At 64.7% G+C, this 18,159-nt stretch carries 14 protein-coding genes and 1 pseudogene; 9 read left to right on the forward strand and 6 right to left on the reverse strand.

The window, feature by feature from the left end; genetic code table 11:
* Positions 1-102 precede the first annotated feature (102 nt).
* Positions 103-531 (forward strand): CBS domain-containing protein, encoded by a 429-nt coding sequence (locus tag RAD16_RS20660; protein WP_326899137.1) that lies wholly within the window; start codon positions 103-105, stop codon positions 529-531.
* Positions 532-552: 21 nt separating this feature from the next.
* On the opposite strand, the gene RAD16_RS20665 is transcribed toward RAD16_RS20660, so the two are convergent.
* The gene (locus tag RAD16_RS20665) at positions 553-1,572 is read right to left on the reverse strand and encodes a patatin-like phospholipase family protein (RefSeq protein WP_458159736.1); all 1,020 of its coding nucleotides are present in this window, start codon (positions 1,570-1,572) and stop codon (positions 553-555) included.
* A gap of 248 nt (positions 1,573-1,820) precedes the next feature.
* On the opposite strand from RAD16_RS20665, the gene RAD16_RS20670 reads away from it, so the two are divergent.
* From RAD16_RS20670 to RAD16_RS20685, 4 genes and pseudogenes are all read left to right on the forward strand, one after another.
* Positions 1,821-2,894 (forward strand): hypothetical protein, encoded by a 1,074-nt coding sequence (locus tag RAD16_RS20670; RefSeq protein ID WP_458159737.1) that lies wholly within the window; start codon positions 1,821-1,823, stop codon positions 2,892-2,894.
* Positions 2,895-3,058: 164 nt separating this feature from the next.
* Positions 3,059-3,478, forward strand: a pseudogene (locus RAD16_RS20675) (aldo/keto reductase); the annotation flags it as partial.
* A gap of 302 nt (positions 3,479-3,780) precedes the next feature.
* A complete protein-coding gene (locus RAD16_RS20680; RefSeq protein ID WP_458159738.1) occupies positions 3,781-3,975 on the forward strand; it encodes a hypothetical protein in 195 nt (64 codons plus the stop codon).
* A 1,114-nt stretch (positions 3,976-5,089) separates the two neighbouring features.
* Positions 5,090-7,552 (forward strand): putative bifunctional diguanylate cyclase/phosphodiesterase, encoded by a 2,463-nt coding sequence (locus tag RAD16_RS20685; protein ID WP_458159739.1) that lies wholly within the window; start codon positions 5,090-5,092, stop codon positions 7,550-7,552.
* Here the strand turns inward: RAD16_RS20685 and RAD16_RS20690 are convergent.
* The 3 genes from RAD16_RS20690 to thrS all read right to left on the reverse strand — a co-directional run bounded on the left by RAD16_RS20690 (position 7,538) and on the right by thrS (position 11,563).
* Positions 7,538-8,800, reverse strand: a complete 1,263-nt coding sequence (locus RAD16_RS20690) for a serine hydrolase domain-containing protein (protein WP_458159740.1) — start codon at positions 8,798-8,800, stop codon at positions 7,538-7,540. The genes RAD16_RS20685 and RAD16_RS20690 overlap by 15 nt on opposite strands.
* Positions 8,801-8,863: 63 nt before the next feature.
* Entirely contained in the window at positions 8,864-9,427 is a 564-nt protein-coding gene (locus RAD16_RS20695) for a nitroreductase family protein (RefSeq protein ID WP_458159741.1), read from the reverse strand.
* A 93-nt stretch (positions 9,428-9,520) separates the two neighbouring features.
* On the reverse strand, positions 9,521-11,563 hold the full coding sequence (gene thrS / locus RAD16_RS20700; RefSeq protein ID WP_458159743.1) for a threonine--tRNA ligase: 2,043 nt from the start codon (positions 11,561-11,563) through the stop codon (positions 9,521-9,523).
* A 186-nt stretch (positions 11,564-11,749) separates the two neighbouring features.
* On the opposite strand from thrS, the gene RAD16_RS20705 reads away from it, so the two are divergent.
* Positions 11,750-12,922 carry an MFS transporter gene (locus tag RAD16_RS20705; protein WP_458159744.1) on the forward strand — a complete coding sequence of 391 codons (1,173 nt, stop codon included), beginning with the start codon at positions 11,750-11,752 and terminating at the stop codon, positions 12,920-12,922.
* Between the two features lie 91 nt (positions 12,923-13,013).
* On the forward strand, positions 13,014-13,391 hold the full coding sequence (locus RAD16_RS20710; protein ID WP_458159745.1) for a hypothetical protein: 378 nt from the start codon (positions 13,014-13,016) through the stop codon (positions 13,389-13,391).
* Positions 13,392-13,410: 19 nt separating this feature from the next.
* Here the strand turns inward: RAD16_RS20710 and RAD16_RS20715 are convergent, their stop codons facing one another.
* Both RAD16_RS20715 and RAD16_RS20720 read right to left on the reverse strand, forming a co-directional pair.
* Positions 13,411-13,737, reverse strand: a complete 327-nt coding sequence (locus RAD16_RS20715) for a GrlR family regulatory protein (protein ID WP_326899153.1) — start codon at positions 13,735-13,737, stop codon at positions 13,411-13,413.
* 168 nt (positions 13,738-13,905) lie between these two features.
* On the reverse strand, positions 13,906-15,237 hold the full coding sequence (locus tag RAD16_RS20720) for an alpha/beta hydrolase (protein ID WP_458159746.1): 1,332 nt from the start codon (positions 15,235-15,237) through the stop codon (positions 13,906-13,908).
* Between the two features lie 332 nt (positions 15,238-15,569).
* Between RAD16_RS20720 and RAD16_RS20725 the strand changes: the two genes are divergently transcribed.
* Positions 15,570-16,937, forward strand: a complete 1,368-nt coding sequence (locus tag RAD16_RS20725; protein ID WP_458159747.1) for an APC family permease — start codon at positions 15,570-15,572, stop codon at positions 16,935-16,937.
* A gap of 2 nt (positions 16,938-16,939) precedes the next feature.
* Positions 16,940-18,154, forward strand: a complete 1,215-nt coding sequence (locus tag RAD16_RS20730; protein ID WP_458159748.1) for a hypothetical protein — start codon at positions 16,940-16,942, stop codon at positions 18,152-18,154.
* Positions 18,155-18,159: the final 5 nt, after the last annotated feature.

The following is an 18,159-nucleotide window of genomic DNA, read 5'->3' on the forward strand; positions in this document are numbered from 1 at the left end:
AAAGCGCACGAGCGTGAAACCGGCGCTGTAACTGTTAGTTGAAGACTCGCGAACAAGTCCGGACCGCCAAAGGGCGGACGGATCCGATTCAGGGAGGCAACAATGACGGTACGTTCCATTCTCAACACCAAGGGCCACCAGATCATGAGCGTCGAGCCCGACGCCAAGATGGCCGCCGCCATCAAGCTGCTCGGTGAGAAGAAGATCGGCGCCGTGCTGGTGATGAACCAGAGCCGGCTCGAAGGCATCTTGTCCGAGCGCGACATCGTCCGCGTGATCGGCGAGCGCGGCGCCGGTGTTCTCGAAGAGCCGGTGAGTCAGGTCATGACCCGCAAGGTCGTCACCTGCAAAGAGACCGACACGGTCGCCGAGATCATGGAGACGATGACGACAGGCAAATTCCGCCACCTGCCCGTGATCGACAACGGCAAGGTGGTCGGCCTGATCTCGATCGGCGACATCGTCAAATGGCGCGTGCGCGAATACGAGTCCGAGCAGGAAGCGCTGCGCGACTACATCAAGACGGCCTGACCGGACTTCACGCGTCCGGTTTCACTCGTCCGCTTTGGGCGCGTGGCCTGCGGGCGCCGGCGCCAGCACATCGATCGCCTCCTGGATCGACTCCAGCGCGCGCTCGGCGGCGCGCGTGCCGTGGCCGATCAAATCCTCGGAGCGGTGGAAGTCGAACCAGCCGAACTGGCCGACCCGCGGCGTGATCAAAAGGTCAGGCGGATCGCCGGCGAGGCGGGCGCGGGTGATGCGGTCCTGCATGATGTTGAAGGCATCGACCATCACCGAGGAGATGCCGGGCCGCCCGCCGGCGCCGAAGAACTCGCGCTTCATGGTTTTCTCCGGCGAGAACAGCCGCGGAAAGCGCCGCTTGGCGGTTGCCTCTTCGGGCACGGCCGCGACCGGCGCCGGCATTGCGCCGTGCGAATAGATCGTCGTGGAATGGGTGAAGATGTCGCTGGAGAGATTTGCCGCGATGACGATTTCGGCGCCGAGCGCGCGGGCCGCCGAGACCGGCACCGGATTCACCAGCGCGCCGTCGACCAGCCAGCGGTCGCCGATCAGCACCGGCGCGAAGATGCCGGGCAGGGCGTAGGAGGCGCGCATCGCGTCGACCACGCGGCCGCGCGTCAGCCAGATCTCGTGGCCGGTGCGGACCTCGGTCGCGACGCTCGCGAACTTGATGGGAAGATCCTCGATCAGGGTCTGGCCGACCGCCGCCTCGAGACGGGAGGCCAGCTTCTCGCCGCCGAGCAGGCCTGAGCCGCTGAGGCGGATGTCGAGATAGCCGAGGATGTTGCGCATGCCTTGCAGGCTGCGCCCCCACTCTTCGAACGTATCGAGCCGGCCGGCCGCATGGAGGCCGCCGACCACGGCGCCGATCGAGGTGCCGACCACGACATCGGGCACGATGCCGTTGGCAATCAGGGTCCTCAGGATTCCGATATGGGCAAAGCCGCGCGCCGCGCCGCCGCCGAGCGCAAGGCCGATGACCGGCCGGCGGGTGGGGCCGAGGCCAATCTTCTCGCCGTTCGAGCCACGACCTTTCAAGATGTCCAGCACTCAAGCTCTCCTACGCCAGGCCAGCCCGCACCACGAGACTAGGCACCACATTTGCTCTCCGCCAGAACCGAGGCGAAGCATGGTTTATGCCGCTTTGGGGAGGGCGCTGGGCAGGAGTATGGCGAGGGCGGTTGCCTCAGGTCTAATCACGCAGGCGTCAACCGGGTTCCAAAGAACCGTATCCGGCCGGTATTTCCTGGGGTATCAGAGGCTTGAATTTGCCGCGTTTTCGGTGAAAAGCAGGGGACATGACACGCGGGGGTGACGGCATCATCGGATGGCGGCGCAGCGGCAGGCTGCTGCCGGCGCTGATCGTTGCTGCGTGCCTCGTTACCGCAGGCCAAAACGCTGCACAGGCGCAGCTTTTCTCCGACCGCCCGCCGCCGGTGCCGCCCGCCTCGGTGCCCGATCCCGGTGGCGCCGTGAGCCTGGCGCCGCCCTCCGGCCCGGGCGCCGGACCGCCAAGCCTGCCGCCGACCCTGACCCAGCCGGTGACGCCGAGCATGCCGCCGCCCGCCGTCACGACCGTGCCGTCGGCCCCGCCGCTCAACGCGGCCGTGCCCGGCCAGGGCGTGCTGTCGCTGACCGCCAAATACGGCAAGGACTCGCCCCAGATCACCAGCGGCCTGGTCTGGCGGGTGTTCGCCGACCGTCCCGACGAGAACGGCACCTTCAAGCTGATCAAGGAAGACCGCAACGCGACGCCCAACATCGTGCTGCCGCCCGGCAATTACGTCGTGCACGTTGCCTTCGGCCTCGTCAGCGCGGTGCGCACCGTCAGCCTGAAGGCCGAGACCGACCGCGAATCCTTCCTGCTGCCGGCCGGCGGCCTGCGCATCGAGGGTCGCGTCGGCACCAGCCGCATTCCGCAGAACCAGATCTCGTTCGCGATCTACAAGGGCAGCCAGTTCGAGGCCGGCGAGCGCGCCTCGCTGGTGCCGAACGTCGCCGCCGGCGACGTGGTGCTGATCCCGGAGGGCACCTACTACATCATCTCCAACTATGGCGACGCCAACTCGGTGGTGCGCTCGGACATCCGCGTCCAGGCCGGCAAGCTCACCGACGTCACCATCACCCACCGCGCCGCCGTGATCACGCTCAAGCTCGTCAGCGACCGGGGCGGCGAGGCGCTCGCCAACACCGCCTGGTCGGTGCTGACCCCCGGCGGCGACGTCATCAAGGAATCGATCGGCGCCTTCCCGCGCGTCGTGCTCTCCGAAGGCGAATACCGCGCCATCGCCAAGAACGAAGGCAAGGTCTACGAGCGCGGCTTCAACGTCGTGAACGGCGTCGACGGCGAAGTCGAAGTCGTGGCGCGCTAACGTCTTTGCCGCGCGTCTGGCCGATAGAGCGCCGGATCTCTCCACATCGTCATTGCGAGCGCAGCGAAGCAATCCAGAGTCCCTCCGCGGAACGATTCTGGATTGCTTCGCTGCGCTCGCAATGACGAGGAGGCTCCCTCACTTCCGATATCTGAGCGCCTCCACCGACGCTGGAAGAGCTCGGAATCGGTTTCGTTCCTTTCAGTCCGCTCGGCAAAGGCTTTCTGACCGGCGCGATAACTGAAAGCACGACGTTCGACGCGAGCGATTTCCGCAATATCGTACCGCGCTTCTCATCCAGCGCACGCAAATCAAATCAGACGCTGGTCGATCTGCTCGGCGACATCGCAGCAGCGAAGAAAGTGACGCCGGCGCAGATCGCATTGGCCTGGCTGTTGGCGCAGAAGCCCTGGATCGTGCCGATTCCCGGCACCACCAAGCTGCACCGGCTCGAGGAAAATCTCGGTGCGGCGGTGGTAACGTTGTCTGAGGCCGATCTCGCGGCCATTGCAGGCGTGCTGGCGAAGGTGGAAGTGCAGGGCGATCGCTATCCCGCCCATCTCCAGGCGCGCGTCGGCCGCTAACAAATGTCGCATGAAGGCCCGGTGAGCGTTTGCTTACCGGGCTCCGCGTCTTGTGTTCTGATTTGAATATCGTTGAAAGCGCTATCAACGCGCGACGGCGGGCCCCGCAAACACCGGCAGCATCAGCTTATTCCATGAACGTCGTGACGTTCATCACGGCGGTGGAAGATACGTATTTCCGATAATCAATTTTATTCTCTTTCCATCCTGCTGCGTTATATGTCGGGCATCCGTCTAACGGGGGAGGCCGGAGCAGGCATGAGCTTGCGAGACCGGCAAGAGCAGGGACCCAGCCCGTCGGCATGTTCGAAGTGATCCTTACCAGGCGCAAGCGGTTCGGTTGGCGGTGGCAGGTGTGCGACCAGTCCGGCAAGATATTTGCTGACGGTTTCGACCGCACCCGGCCGGCCGCCAAATATCATGGCGAGCGCGCGCTGTTCTTCCTGTTGTCGCAGGCGTATCTGCGCAACCGCTCCGCCGCGTCCAGCGAGGACTAGTCGCGGGCGGTTTCGTGGCCCGGGTGAGCGAAGCGACACCCCGAGGCCGCTTGTGCCGTTGATCCCGGATATCGCTTCGCTCATCCGGGCTACGAGACCTTGCGTTGCCCGACGGGCAAAACACCCAAGCAACGGGTCAACCCGCGTCGCCAAAAATATTCCACTTTACCGAAATTCGGAAACGGCGTATCCGTCGCCGCAACCCGGCCCAAGGAAGAGGGGCGTATCGCGATCGTCACGAACGCGGGCCGGACGGCGGTGGACGTGGGCCGCATCGGCACGATGGGCTTCGCAGGGCGGGTAACCGTGAGCGAAGACCTCGCGCCAACGACAGATGCAGTTCGCGTACGGCAAAATCGTGTGGTCCTGACGCCCGGGGTCTGTGCGTCAAGCCTTGTGGTGATGCGTGCTGTCCGACCGGACAAGCGCATCAGTCATCGGCAAGGTGACGGGGGCAATAGTGCATCGCTCCCCGGGGAGCGCACGACATAAGCCGTTCCAACCATCGCGCAGGGAAGGCCGGGATGCTCCGGCTGCCCTGTTTCCCGCTGTGCATTGTAGCGCCATCTACTCATGGCATGGCGGTCAATGGGAGCCAGCCGGCTCCCGGCCTTCCCTGCGCCCTCTTTCAATGGAGGGTGAGACGACGAAGCAAAGCTCGGGCGAAAACAAGCCGCGAGAGCGCGAAGGCGTGTCTGCGAGGCCGTAGGATGGGTAGAGCACTTGCGAAACCCATCACGTTTCAGCGCGGAGAAAACGACGATGGGTTTCGCTGCGCTCTACCCATCCTACGCGCTACGCGCTGCCACCCACGTACTCCGTCATTGCGAGGAGCGTAGCGACGAAGCAATCCAGACTGCCGCTGAGGAGGGATTCTGGATTGCTTCGCTTCGCCCGCAATGACGGTGTTGATGCAGTTGGCGCGCCGTCACTTCGCTCTCCCACGCCGACACGCTTCGCATTTTAAGCAACCGTCATAGTCTCTAACGCCCACTAACCAACACCTGACTTAAAACTGTCATATACGCCGAATGGAACCTCCGCCTGCGGCCTTTTTACACCGCATTAAGTGCGGTTGCATTGGATGCGGCGGGAAAGTGCGTTGGGGACTGCAATGACTGCCGCGAAGAAGATGCCGGGAAAACCGGCCACCGAAATGTTCGACGACATCCCGGTGCTTCAGCGCAAATGGCGCGCCGCGTTGAAGCCGGGCGAACGGCTGCCGCGCTATGAGGACGTGATGCTCGGCAGCCTCGGCCGGCTCGCCGACCACATCGCGCTGCTGAAGAACGACGGCACGCTCGAGCTGTCGCGCAGCGGACGCTACGTGCAGCAATGGCTCGGCGAGGAGCGCTGGGACATTCCGGTCACGCAGCTGCCGCCGGATTGCGCCACGGCGCTGTCGGAAGCGGTGTCGAACGCGCTGAACAACGGACGGCCGCACCAGGCGAGCGCGCATTGCGTGCGCGACGGCATGGTCCGGACCTATGACGTGCTGGCGCTGCCGACTGCCTCGCGCTGGGGTGCCACGCTGGTCGGCGCCTATGTCAACGAGCGCGGCGCGCAATACAATCTGCTGGATGCGATTTTCTCCGCGACCGACGACGCCGTGGTCTCGCTGGCGACGTTGCGCGATGCGGGCGGCCAGCCGTCCGATTTCCAGGTCGTGCATCACAACAAGAGCGCCGAGCTGCTGCTGAATGTCGCGAGCGGCGGCCTGTTGTGGCGACAGATCGGCGAGGGGACCACGCTGCTGGCCACCTCCGAGGTCATGGCGTTCCTGCTGAAGGCGGTGTCAGGCGGCCGCGGTGAGCAGCTCGAGATCGAGAACGACGGCCGGTACCTGCGGATGAGCGCCACGGCCTTCGCCGACGTCATCTCGCTGACGATCTCCGATGTCACCGCGATGAAGCGGCGCGACGCCTCGTTCCGCCTGCTGTTCGACAACAACCCGATGCCGATGTGGGTGTTCGACGCCGAGACCAAGGATTTCCTCGGCGTCAACGACGCCGCGGTTCAACATTACGGCTATAGCCGCGCCGTGTTCCTGCGCATGAAGCTGCACGAGATCTGGCCTGAGGACGAGTGGGACAGCCACGCCGAAGCGCTCGAACGTGTCGGCGATACCTACCACTCCTCACGCAACTGGCGGCATCTGCGCGCCGACGGCAGCGAGATCGAAGTGCTCACCTTCGGCCGCCGCGTCACCTTCAACGATCGCGACGGCTATCTGGTTGCAGTCGCCGACATCACCGAGCGGCGCAAGGCCGAAGCCCGGATCGCCTACATGGCGCATCACGACGGGCTCACCGACCTGCCCAACCGCGAATATTTCCAGGACCGCCTGAAGCAGGCACTCGACCAGGCCGCCGGCAAGCGGGTCGGCGTGCTCTACATCGACCTCGACCTGTTCAAGAACATCAACGATTCCTTCGGGCATCCGTCGGGCGACCGTCTGCTGAAGGAAGTTGCCGAACGTCTCACCACCGCCGTCCGCGGCGCCAATCTCGCGGCCCGGCTCGGCGGCGACGAGTTCGCGGTGATCCTCGCAGCCGATGTTTCGCCGAACGAGGCCAGCGCCTGCGCGACCCTGCTGATCGACATGCTGAAGGCGCCCTATGACATCGACGGCCAGGAGATGGTGATCGGCGCCAGCATCGGCATCGCGCTGTCACCGGGCGACGGCGTGACCTCGGAAGAATTGATGCGCAACGCCGACATGGCGCTGTACCGGGCGAAGTCGGACGGCGGCGGCGTGCATCATTTCTTCGAGCGCGAGATGGATCTGCAGGCGCAGAAGCGCCGCGACATGGAGCTCGACCTGCGCCGCGCCTTTGCCAATGGCGAGTTCGAGCTGCACTACCAGCCGCTGGTGTCGATCGCCTCCGACCGCATCTCCGGCTTTGAATCGCTGCTGCGCTGGCGTCACCCCGACAAGGGCATGATCTCGCCGGCGGAGTTCATTCCGGTCGCGGAAGACATCGGCCTGATCTCGCAGCTCGGCGAATGGGTGCTGCGCGAGGCCTGCGCGGAAGCGGTGAAATGGCCTTCCGACGTCAAGGTCGCGGTCAATCTGTCGCCGGCGCAGTTCCGCAGCCGCAACCTCGTTCAGGTCGTGATCTCCGCGCTGGCGCGATCGGGCCTGTCGCCGAAGCGGCTCGAGCTCGAGATCACCGAGTCGATCTTCCTCGCCGAGACCGATGCCAACCTCGCGATCCTGCATCAATTGCGCGAGCTCGGCATCGGCATCTCCATGGATGATTTCGGCACCGGCTATTCCAGCCTGAGCTATCTCCGCAGCTTCCCGTTCGACAAGATCAAGATCGACCGCTCGTTCGTGAAGGATCTGGCGCAGCGGCCCGATTGCGGCGCGATCGTGCGCGCGATCTCCGGTCTCGGCCGCAGCCTCAACATCACCACGACCGCGGAAGGCGTCGAGACCGAGGATCAGCTCGACTGGCTGCGCGCCGAAGGCTGCAACGAGGTGCAGGGCTTTCTGTTCAGCGCGGCGCGGCCTGCCGCCGACATCGCGAAGCTGCTCGCCGAGTTCGGCGAGCGTTCCTCACGGGCGGCGTAGCTCGGGCGGATAGCAGCCGTAGACCAGCTCCTTGAACGCTGGTGTGATGCGGCTGCGCTCGTTCTGGGTCTGCTGCATCATCAGGTAGACCATGTCGAGCTTGGGGTCGACGCCGAAATAGGTGCCGCTCCCCGAGTCCCATTTCAATTCGCCGATCGAGCCCGCCGGCGGTGGCTTTGCGTTGCCGGGATCGGTGCGCACGCCGATGCCGTAGCCATAGCCAAAACCGTCGCCGGGGAAATAGAAATAGTCGCGTGCGACGCCGGAGCCGGGGCCGATGTGATCGGTCGTCATCGCCTTGAAGGCCGCAGGGCTCAAATAGCGCTTGCCGTCGAACTCGCCGCCATTGAGCAGCATCTGCGAGAAGGTCTGATAGTCGGTGATGGTCGAGAGCAGGCCGCCGCCGCCGGACTCCCATTCGGGATGGGCGAGGCGGTCGCGTTCGCCGGCGAGCAGGACCGGATCGTTCGGCAGCGGCCGCGCCATGCGCGTGCGTTCCTCCTCGGTCGTCAGCACGAATTTGGTGCTGGTCATGCCGAGCGGATCCAGGATGCGCTGCTTGAGGAACTGGTACAGCGTCTGGCCCGAGATGATCTCCATGACGGCGCCGAGCACGTCGGTGGAATGGCCGTAACGCCACAGCGTCCCGGGCTGGCGCGTCAGCGGCAGCCTGGCGATGCGGTCGGCGAATTGCCTGTTGTTGAACGGGCCGTCGAAGATATTGGCGGCCTCGTAAACCTTCATCACCCAGGGGGCGCCGATATAATCGTAGCTGATGCCCGAGGTTTGCCGCAGCAGATCCTCGATGTTGACGGGGCGGATCGGCGCCTCGAGTGTGAGCGTCGATGTGCCGTCCGGCTCGACGCCGACCTTGGTGTCGGCAAAGAGCGGAATGTATTTCGACACGGGATCCGACAGCGCGAGCTTGCCCTCGTCGATCAGCATCATCGCGCCGAGGCACGTGATCGGCTTGGTCATCGAGTGGATGGCGAAGATCGTATCGGGCGTCATCGCAAGGCCCGTCCTGGTGTCGCGCACGCCGAAATTCTTGAAGTAGACCGGCTTGCCGTGTTGCTGCACCAGGATCACCGCGCCCGGCAGCCGGCCGCTCGTCACCTCGTTTTTGAAATAGTCGGTGATGCGATCGAGGCCCTCGGGCGAGGGGGCGGGGATGTTGGCGGCGGCGCGGCCTTGCGCCATCGAGCCGGCCAGCAGCGCGGCTCCGACCAGAAATTCACGACGCTTCATCCGGGCTTCCTCCCTGGCCGGGAACAAAGCCGCAAGACGTCGGAGGCGTCAACCAGACTTCGATTAAAATCGCGTCACGATTTCCGAAAGGAACGGTCGCGGACGATCCTCGCTCGGCTTGGTCGGCGTGCCGATATGGATGAAGCCGGCGAGCTTCTCGTCCGGCTTGAGGCCGAGGCCGTCCAGCACGTCGCGATCGAACGAGAACCAGCCGGTCAGCCAGCAGGCGCCGTAGCCGAGCGCGGTCGCGGCGGTGACGATGTTCATGGCGCTCGCGCCCGCCGACAATTCCTGCTCGAAGGCCGGCACCTTCGGATGCGGCTTGGTGAAGCTGACGATGCCGATCACCAGCGGCGCATCCATCAGGCGCTTGCGCTCGACCTCGACGTCGGCCGCGGGTGCGCCGGGATTCTTGCGGGCAAAAACCTTCGCGATCACCTCGCCGGCGCGCTGGCGCGCATCGCCCTCGAAAACGATGAAGCGCCAGGGCGTGAGCTTGCCGTGGTCCGGCACGCGCGCACCGATGGTGAGGATCGTCTCGAGCTCGGCCGGGGAGGGGCCGGGCCCGGTCATCTCGCGCGGCTTGACCGAACGGCGGGTTTTCAAGAGTTCGATGGCGTCGGGCACTGCGATATCCTCTTCGGCTGGTCGTCGGGCGTGCCAAGCTCAGATAAGCATGCACGCCCGCAACCGGAAGCGAATTTAGATCGATTTCAGGGATCAGGCCGCGTCGCGCGCCCGCCGGACGTCCGGCGGGGTGGCCTCGTCGACGAGGGCGGCGATCGCCTCCGCCGTCGTCATCACCTTCTGGCCTTCGCTGCCGAGCCGGCGGACGGAGACCGACTGCGTCTCGGCTTCCTTCTTGCCGCACACCAGCAGCGCCGGGATTTTCGCCAGCGAGTGCTCGCGGACCTTGTAGTTGATCTTCTCGTTGCGAAGATCGATCTCGGCCCGAAGCCCGGCGCGCCGGACCTGCTCCAGCACCTGCTTGGCGTACTCGTCTGCCTCCGAGGTGATGGTCGTGACCACCACCTGCACCGGCGAGAGCCAGAGCGGGAAGTTGCCGGCATAGTGCTCGATCAGGATGCCGATGAAGCGCTCCATCGAGCCGCAGATCGCGCGATGGACCATCACCGGCGCCTTCTTGCCGCTGTCATGGTCGATGTAGAACGCACCGAACCGCTCCGGCAGGTTGAAGTCCACCTGCGTGGTGCCGCACTGCCAGTCACGGCCGATGGCATCGCGCAGGACATATTCGAACTTCGGCCCGTAGAAGGCGCCTTCGCCCGGATTGATCTCGGTCTTGATGTGGTTGTTCTGCGCCTGGATCTGGCTCAGCACGGTCGCCATCACGCGTTCGGCGTGGTCCCACATCGCGTCGGTGCCGACGCGCTTCTCCGGCCGGGTCGAGAGCTTCACCGTGAGATCGCCGGTGAAGCCGAAGTCGGCATAGGTCGACAGGATCAGATCGTTGATCTTCAGGCACTCGTCGGCGAGCTGGTCCTCCATGCAGAAGACATGCGCGTCGTCCTGGGTGAAGCCGCGCACGCGCATCAATCCGTGCATGGCGCCGGATGGTTCGTAGCGATGGACCACGCCGAACTCGGCAAGGCGCAGCGGCAGGTCGCGGTAGCTCTTCAGGCCATGCTTGAAGATCTGGACGTGGCCGGGGCAGTTCATCGGCTTGAGCGCAAACCAGCGCTTGTCCTCGGCCTCGTCGCCGGCCGACTGCGCGGCGAACATGTTCTCGCGGTACCAGCCCCAATGGCCCGAGGTCTCCCACAGCACCTTGTCGAGGATCTGCGGCGCGTTGACCTCGTTGTAGTCGCCGGCGAGGCGCCGGCGCATATAGGCGATGAGCTGCTGGAAGATGGTCCAGCCCTTCGGATGCCAGAACACGACGCCCGGACCTTCCTCCTGGAAGTGGAAGAGGTCGAGCTCGCGCCCGAGCTTGCGATGGTCGCGCTTCTCGGCTTCCTCGATCTGCTTGAGGTAGGCGTCGAGGTCCTCCTGCTTGGCGAAGGCCGTGCCGTAGATGCGGGTCAGCATCGGGTTGTTGCTGTCGCCGCGCCAATAGGCGCCGGCCACCTTCATCAGCTTGAAGGCGTTGCCGACCTTGCCGGTCGAGGTCATGTGCGGGCCGCGGCAGAGATCGAACCAGTCGCCCTGGTAGTAGATCTTGATCGGCTCGTTGCCGGGAATGGCGTCGACCAGCTCGACCTTGAAGGCCTCGCCCTTGTCGCGGAACACCTGTTTGGTCTTCTCGCGGTCCCAGACTTCCTTGGTGAACGGTTTGTCGCGCGCGATGATCTCGCGCATCTTCTTCTCGATCGCGGCAAAATCTTCCGGCGTGAACGGCTCGTTGCGGAAGAAGTCGTAGTAGAAGCCGTTCTCGATCACGGGACCGATGGTGACCTGGGTGCCCGGCCACAGCGTCTGCACGGCTTCAGCGAGCACGTGTGCGCAGTCGTGGCGGATCAATTCGAGCGCGCGCGGATCGTCGCGGTTGATCAGCTCGATCTTGGCATCGGCTTCGATGGGATCGTCGAGATCGGCGACGACACCGTCGAGCGCCATCGCAACGGTGCGCTTGGCCAGCGAGGGCGAGATGCCCTTGGCGATCTCGAGCCCGGTAATGCTCTTGTCATATTGGCGCTGGGCGCCGTCGGGGAAGGTGAGGGTGACTTTGGCGGCGGGGGTCACGGGCTTCAGATTGCTGAGGCTGTATTGAAAGCCGGATTCGGATTTGGGCTGGTCGGACATTGCTTTTCTCCTGAGGCTCACTCCTGCGAACGAGCGCAGGTAAGCGGGAACGAGCGATATATCAGGCGATTCGGCCTGTGCAATCCGGCATTTCCAAGAAAGCGGCGCGCAAAAGTCGGGGCCTTGCACCAACTAATTCGCGCGGCGCCCTTTAACTGGCTGCAAGCCCGCTCTACATGCATTTGCATGGAAAGCCCCCGCGCCGGGCGTTTCGCGCCAACCGCCCTGATGCTTGGCAATCTCGTCACCGGCTGCTCGGTGCTGGCACCGGCGGGCATGCTGCCGGAATTGTCGGCGGGGCTGGGCATCAGCATTCATGCGGCCGGGCTCCTGATCACCTTCGGCGCGATCACGCTGTGTATCGGCTCGCCGCTGACGGCCTGGCTCACCAGCCGGATCGAGCGGCGGATACTGCTTGCGACGACGCTGGCGGTGCTCGCTTTGGGCAATCTCGCTTCGGCCTTCGCACCCGACTACACGAGCCTCCTCATCATTCGCCTCGTGATGCTCGCGGTCGGTGCGCTCTACACGCCGCAAGCGGCCGGCACGGCGGCGCTGATCGTGCCGGCCGAGCGGCGCGGCAGCACCATCGCCTACATCTTTCTCGGCTGGTCGCTTGCTGCCGCCGTCGGTCTGCCGCTGATCACCTTCCTGGCCAGCCGCTACGGTTGGCGCGCGGCCTATGGCGGGATCGGCGCGCTCGGCTGCATCAGCCTGCTGTTGTTGCTGCTGCGCCTGCCGTCTGGCCTGAAGGGCACGCCGGTGGACCTGAAGACCTGGAGTGGGGTTGGACGGAGCAGGGCGATCTTGCTGCTGCTGGCGATCACGATGCTGCAGATGTCCGGGCAGTTCGTGGTGTTCACCTTCATGGGCCCGCTGCTCAAGAAGCTCACCGATGCCAGCCCCGATGCAATCGGTCTGGTGTTCGGCATCTACGGTGTTTGCGGCTTCCTCGGCGTCGTCATTGCCACCCGCATCGTCGACACCTGGGGACCTTACCGAACCTCGGTGTTGTTCACCTGCCTGCTGCTCACGGGCATCACGGGCTGGGCGCTCGGGGCCGGTACGCTCGTGTTGATGGCAGGTGCGGTCGCGATCTGGGGACTGGGCTTTGCCTCGACCAATTCGATGCAGCAGGTGCGGCTGGTCGCGGCCGCGCCGCCGCTGGCGTCGGCGACCGTCGCGCTCAATACGTCGGTCCTCTATATCGGCCAGGCCGTCGGCTCCGCCATCGGCGGATTGCTGTTCGCCCGCGAGCTGCTGCATCCGCTCGGCTTCGTGGCAGCCGGCTTCGTCGTGCTGGCGCTGGCCCTGGTGATCATGAGCCGGCCCCGGCGGGCTGCTGCCGTAACGGCGTGAATCCCACGTTTTCCTGTGGGCAAGGCGCTTGGCAAACCGCGCGCGGGAGCGCTAGAAGGCGAGGCATGGGGACCAAAGAGAGTTGACTGAAATGAGGATGATTCTGGCGGTTGCCGCGGTGCTCTATTCAGCCTCCGCGTTTGCGCAGACCGACAAGCCACCGATGGTGGGGGACAAGCCGCTGGTGCAGGTCAAGCCCAAGGGGACCAAGGCGGCCGCCGCCACGGCCACTCCGGCGCCAAAGGGCAAGCCGCAATCGATCGCGGCGCGGCTCCAGGCCTGCCTCGACCTCGACGACGGCACCAAGGACCGGCTCAATTGCTACGACGCCATCATCCCGCCGGCGCCGAAGCCGAAGCCGGCGAAGGCCAAGGGTTACGCCGATTGCCGTTTCTTCAAGGAAGAGGACGAGCGGCTGGCCTGCTTCAACGGCTTTGCCGAGAGCATTCCGAAGCTGCCCAAAACCTGATGGCTCGAACCGGACAGCGCTAGTCGCTGATCCGGCTCAGTACGGCTCTGAAGGCAACGCCCGGCACCTGCAGGGCGGTGCCTTCGAATTCGGCGGTGTCGCCGTCCTCGCGGCCGCTGAGCGTCAGCGTGATCCGGTCGATGCCGAACAGCGCCTTGAATGACGGATCGTCGTTGTAGCGCCGGGTCGAGATCTTGACCTTGATGCTGTCGCCTTCGCCCGTATAGGTGCCGATGAAGGCGAAGGCGGAATTACCGCCGCGCATCTTGCCGTCCGTCACATAGACGACGCCGCACCCGGTTCCGTGAACCGTGTGGAAGTCGACCTTGTACAGTCCCTGACGCACGGCCTGTCCCCGCAGAATTCCAAATGCAACCCGGCCGGCAAATTATGTGTGTTGCCGGTGGAAACAATCCGGTGGCTTCCGGGGATGCCGGCCATCAACATCACAATTTGATCAAAGCCTGAGAGAATTGCAGGCAGCGCGCCGAAATGCCGGGACGCAATATCGAGGCTATCGGCCCGATGCGGAGGAGCTGGTCGCCGCCACACGCGTCAGCGCCATCGCCGGCGTTGCCGACATCTTCACCAGCACGTCCTTCAGCGGATATTGCGTCCATGCGCGGTTGACGTAGTCGCGATGGGTGATGCCCTCGCCGGTCTCGACGAACACCACGCTGCCGGGACGCAAGGGGCCGTCCATGTCTTCGGAGACGCTGATGCCCTTCTGCCTGAGCATGCTCATCAGCTCGCGGTCGCGCCTTGCGGTGTAGCGGGTGTAGGAGCTGACGAAGAAGCCGGAGCGGTGGCTCTCGATCCAGGACGCGAACTTGTCCATCTCGCCATAGACGGCGTCGAGCAGCACGACGCCGCGGACGCGGTCGCTGATGCCGCCGACCTCGAGGCTCCACGCCGTCGGCAGAAAGCCGCCGCTATAGCCGACGATCACGATCGGCATGTTGGCGAAGGCGCGCGCGCTGTTGGGATCGCCGGTGAGGCGGGCGAGGTGGCTCGCCGATTCCTCCATGAAGCGCTTGAGGCCGCCCGCTTGCCAGAACTTTCCGGCGCTGGAATCGGCGGCATCGACCGCCATCTGCGGGGCGAGCAGGATGGCATTGGCGCCGGAATCGGTGATCTGCTGCGGCACCAGCTGGCGGTTGCGCACGTCGCGCTCCAGCGTCGCGCCATTGCCGTGGAAGAACACCACGATCACGCCCGGCTTGTGCACGTCGAAATGCTCGGGGACGTGCACCAGCACGCGGCTGTCGCTGTAGGTCTCGTCCTGCCAGTAGACGCGGCCCGAATAGCTGCGGTGGCCGCGGCGGTCGCCCTTGGAGATATTGAGGAAGGGCGCGTCGGAGGCTGGGTTGTTGCCGAAATAGGGGAAGGCCGACGACTTCATGCTGACGAGTGTCGTCAGGTCGTCGCGTGCCGGACGCTGGTAGGGGACTTGCGGCGTGAGCGAGGCGACTTTGTAGGGCGCCTGCTCCGGCTGCTGCTGCACGGCGCGCTTGGGCGAGAAGTCCGACATCTGCCGTTGCAGAAAACTCTCGCTCGCCGACGGGAAGCGCTCCGTGAACTGCGGGGCGGGGAAGCGGTCCTCGAACGTGTCGCCGCTCGCAACCTGCTGACTGGCGGCCTTGTTGGTCTTGGCGACCACTTGGACGTTGGCCTGCGAGTTCGCCGCGAGCGCCGACGGATTGGGCGCCCTGCCGCATTGAACCAGCGTCAGCGACAGCGGCACAAAGGCTGAGATCAGGCCGATCCGGAGCGCGCGACCGCACAGACCGGACGACGTCCGGTCCGCACGACCATCAGCTCTCGATTTCGGAACGGCCCCGACCATCCACCCATGACCCCAAGTGACAACCCAAGTCACGAACCATCGGCAACTATTAGGACAATTGAGCCGACTGGCGTTTAGGCGACGTTAAGTGTCCGGAGAAACTTCCCCACATCCGGAACGCTCAAAAGGACCATGCAATCGTGTCGTGATTGTGGGGGAGGAAAACGGGATTCTCCGGTGTTTCTGCGGGTTTATTGCCCAGAACCATGCATAATTGGTGCTGAAATACCTATTTCGGCCGCCTCATTTAACCCTTGTTAACCCTGCTTGAATTGACTGGACCAAACTAAGCGATGCTCCCCATGGGGGCGTGTCGGCTGAGAAGGACTCCGATGACGGCATCCGATGCGGGTACTGCGCCCTGGACTGGCCGGCTGACCGGAAGCGGGCCGGGGGTCTCCGTTCTGGTCGCAACCGCCATCGTCGTTGCCGACATGATCGGGGTCGGCGTCTTCACCAGCCTCGGTTTTCAGGTCAAGGACATCCCGTCCGGCTTCTCGATCCTGCTGCTCTGGACTGTCGGCGGCATCGTCGCGCTGTGCGGGGCGGTCTCCTACAGCGAGCTCGGCGCGATGTTTCCGCGTTCGAGCGGCGAATACAATTTCCTCGGCCGCGCCTATCATCCGGCCTTCGGGTTTCTCGCGGGCTGGGTCTCGGCGACGGTCGGCTTTGCCGCACCAGTCGCGCTCGCAGCCATGGCGTTCGGTGAGTACGCCAGATCTGTCGTGCCCGATCTGCCGCCGATCCCGCTTGCCATCGGCGTGGTCTGGCTGGTTTCGATCGTGCAACTGACCGGCGTCAGGCACTCTTCGACCTTTCAGCTGATCTCGACCGTCCTCAAGGTCGTGCTGATCGTCGGCTTCCTGGTCGCGGGCTTCGTCATCGGCGTGCCGCAGCCGATCGCCTTCATGCCGCAGCCGGGCGATCTCGCCCATATCGTCAGCGCGCCGTTCGCGATCGGGCTCGTCTTCGTGATGTACTCGTTCTCGGGCTGGAACGCTGCGACCTACATCATCGGCGAGATGAACATGCCGCAGCGGGATCTGCCGCGTGCGCTGCTCGCGGGCACGCTGATCGTGCTCGTGCTCTACGTCGCGCTGAATGCGGTGTTTCTCTATTCCACGCCGATCAGCGCGCTCGCCGGCCAGCTCGACGTCGCCAGCGTCGCCGGCACCGCCATCTTCGGCAATTTCGGTGGCCGCATCGTCGGCGCGATGATCTGCTTCGGCCTGATCTCCTCGATCAGCGCGATGATGTGGATCGGCCCGCGGGTGATGATGACGATGGGGGAGGACATCCCGGTCTTGCGCGTGTTCTCGACGCGCTCGGCAAGCGGCGCGCCGGCCTATGCCATCCTGTTTCAGCTCGCCGTCGCGACCCTGTTGCTGTTCACCCGCAGCTTCGAGGCGGTGCTCGAATTCATCCAGTTCTCGCTGCTGTTCTGCTCGTTCTTCACGGTTGCCGGCGTCATCAAGCTGCGTATCACCGATCCCGACCTGCCCCGGCCATATCGCGCCTGGGGATACCCTTTCACGCCGCTGGTTTTCCTGCTCGTGACCGGCTTCATGATGTACTACCTTTTGACCGAGCGACCGGTGCATTCCCTCGCAGGATTGCTCGTCATGCTCTCGGGCCTGTTGATTTATGCTATTTTCCGCAGGCGGCCGGTCGCCGCTGGCACGTCACACGATCGCGAATAGACATGTTTCGAGCCCTCAGAATTGCGGCCGTCGCTGTGTCCTTGTTGGCTGCGGCCATCTCGTCCGTGCGGGCCGCCGACGTCACCTTCGACGACACCGCGCGCTTCCTCGCGGGCATGCAGCCCTCGGCGGACTCGCCGCTGGTGCCGTTGACCCGGGACCCGAGCTGGCAGCATCACGCAAAGTTCTTCGACGGCGCCTTTGCCCAACTCGAGCAGCGGCAGCTCTCGAAGATCCGCGCCTGGTCCGACGTCAACCTCGCTGCACCCCGGCCGACCATGTTCTACATGTTCAGCGGCCCGGATTTCCTCTACGCCAACGCCTTCTATTCGAAGGCCAGCACCTATGTGCTCGGCGCGCTGGAGCCGGTCGGCGCCGTGCCTGATCTGTCCAGGCTGCCGCGCGGGGCGGTCGGCACGGCGCTCTACAATGTCGAGCGCTCGCTCGGCTCGATCCTGAGCTTCTCCTTCTTCATCACCAAGCAGATGAAGGTCGATCTGCACGCCAACCAGGTCAACGGTACCTTGCCGATCCTCTATGTCTTCCTGGCGCGGTCCGGCAAGACCATCCGCAACGTCGAGATGATCGCGCTCGATGCCAAGGGCGGGATGCACACCGGCAACGACAATCCGGGACGGAACGCCACGCACGGCGTCCGTATCACGTTTGCCGGCAGCGACGGCGAGGCGCGCACGCTGTATTATTTCTCGACCGACCTCTCCAATGCCGGCGCGCGCAATACGGGATTCCTGAGATTCTGCGAGACGCTCGGACCGGGCAACAGCCTGCTCAAGAGTGCATCCTATCTGCTGCACAAGGGTGACTTCGCGGCCACTCGCGACTGGCTGCTGGCCAACAGTGCGACCATCATCCAGGATGATTCAGGCATTCCGCTCGCCAATTACAATGCGCGGCAGTGGCGGTTCTTCCCGTTCGGCCGCTATCTCGGACCGATCGACGAATTCCCCGGCCGCTATCAGGAGCGCTACGCCGAACTGTTCACGCGCGCCCAGCCGATCGACTTCGGCGTCGGCTATCGCTGGCGCATGCATGAATCGAACTTGCTGCTGTCGGTGAAGGTGCCGGGCAGCGAGATGGTACCGGCGGCGGAGACGATCTCGTCGGACGAGCCGTCGCCGAGGCCGCCGCGTCCGAAGCGGCCGCGTCCGCCCGAGCCGATCCCGCCGCCGCCCGGACGCTTCTTCTGGTTCCGTTAGGATCT

It is taken from the genome of Bradyrhizobium sp. 18BD (genome assembly GCF_054185225.1).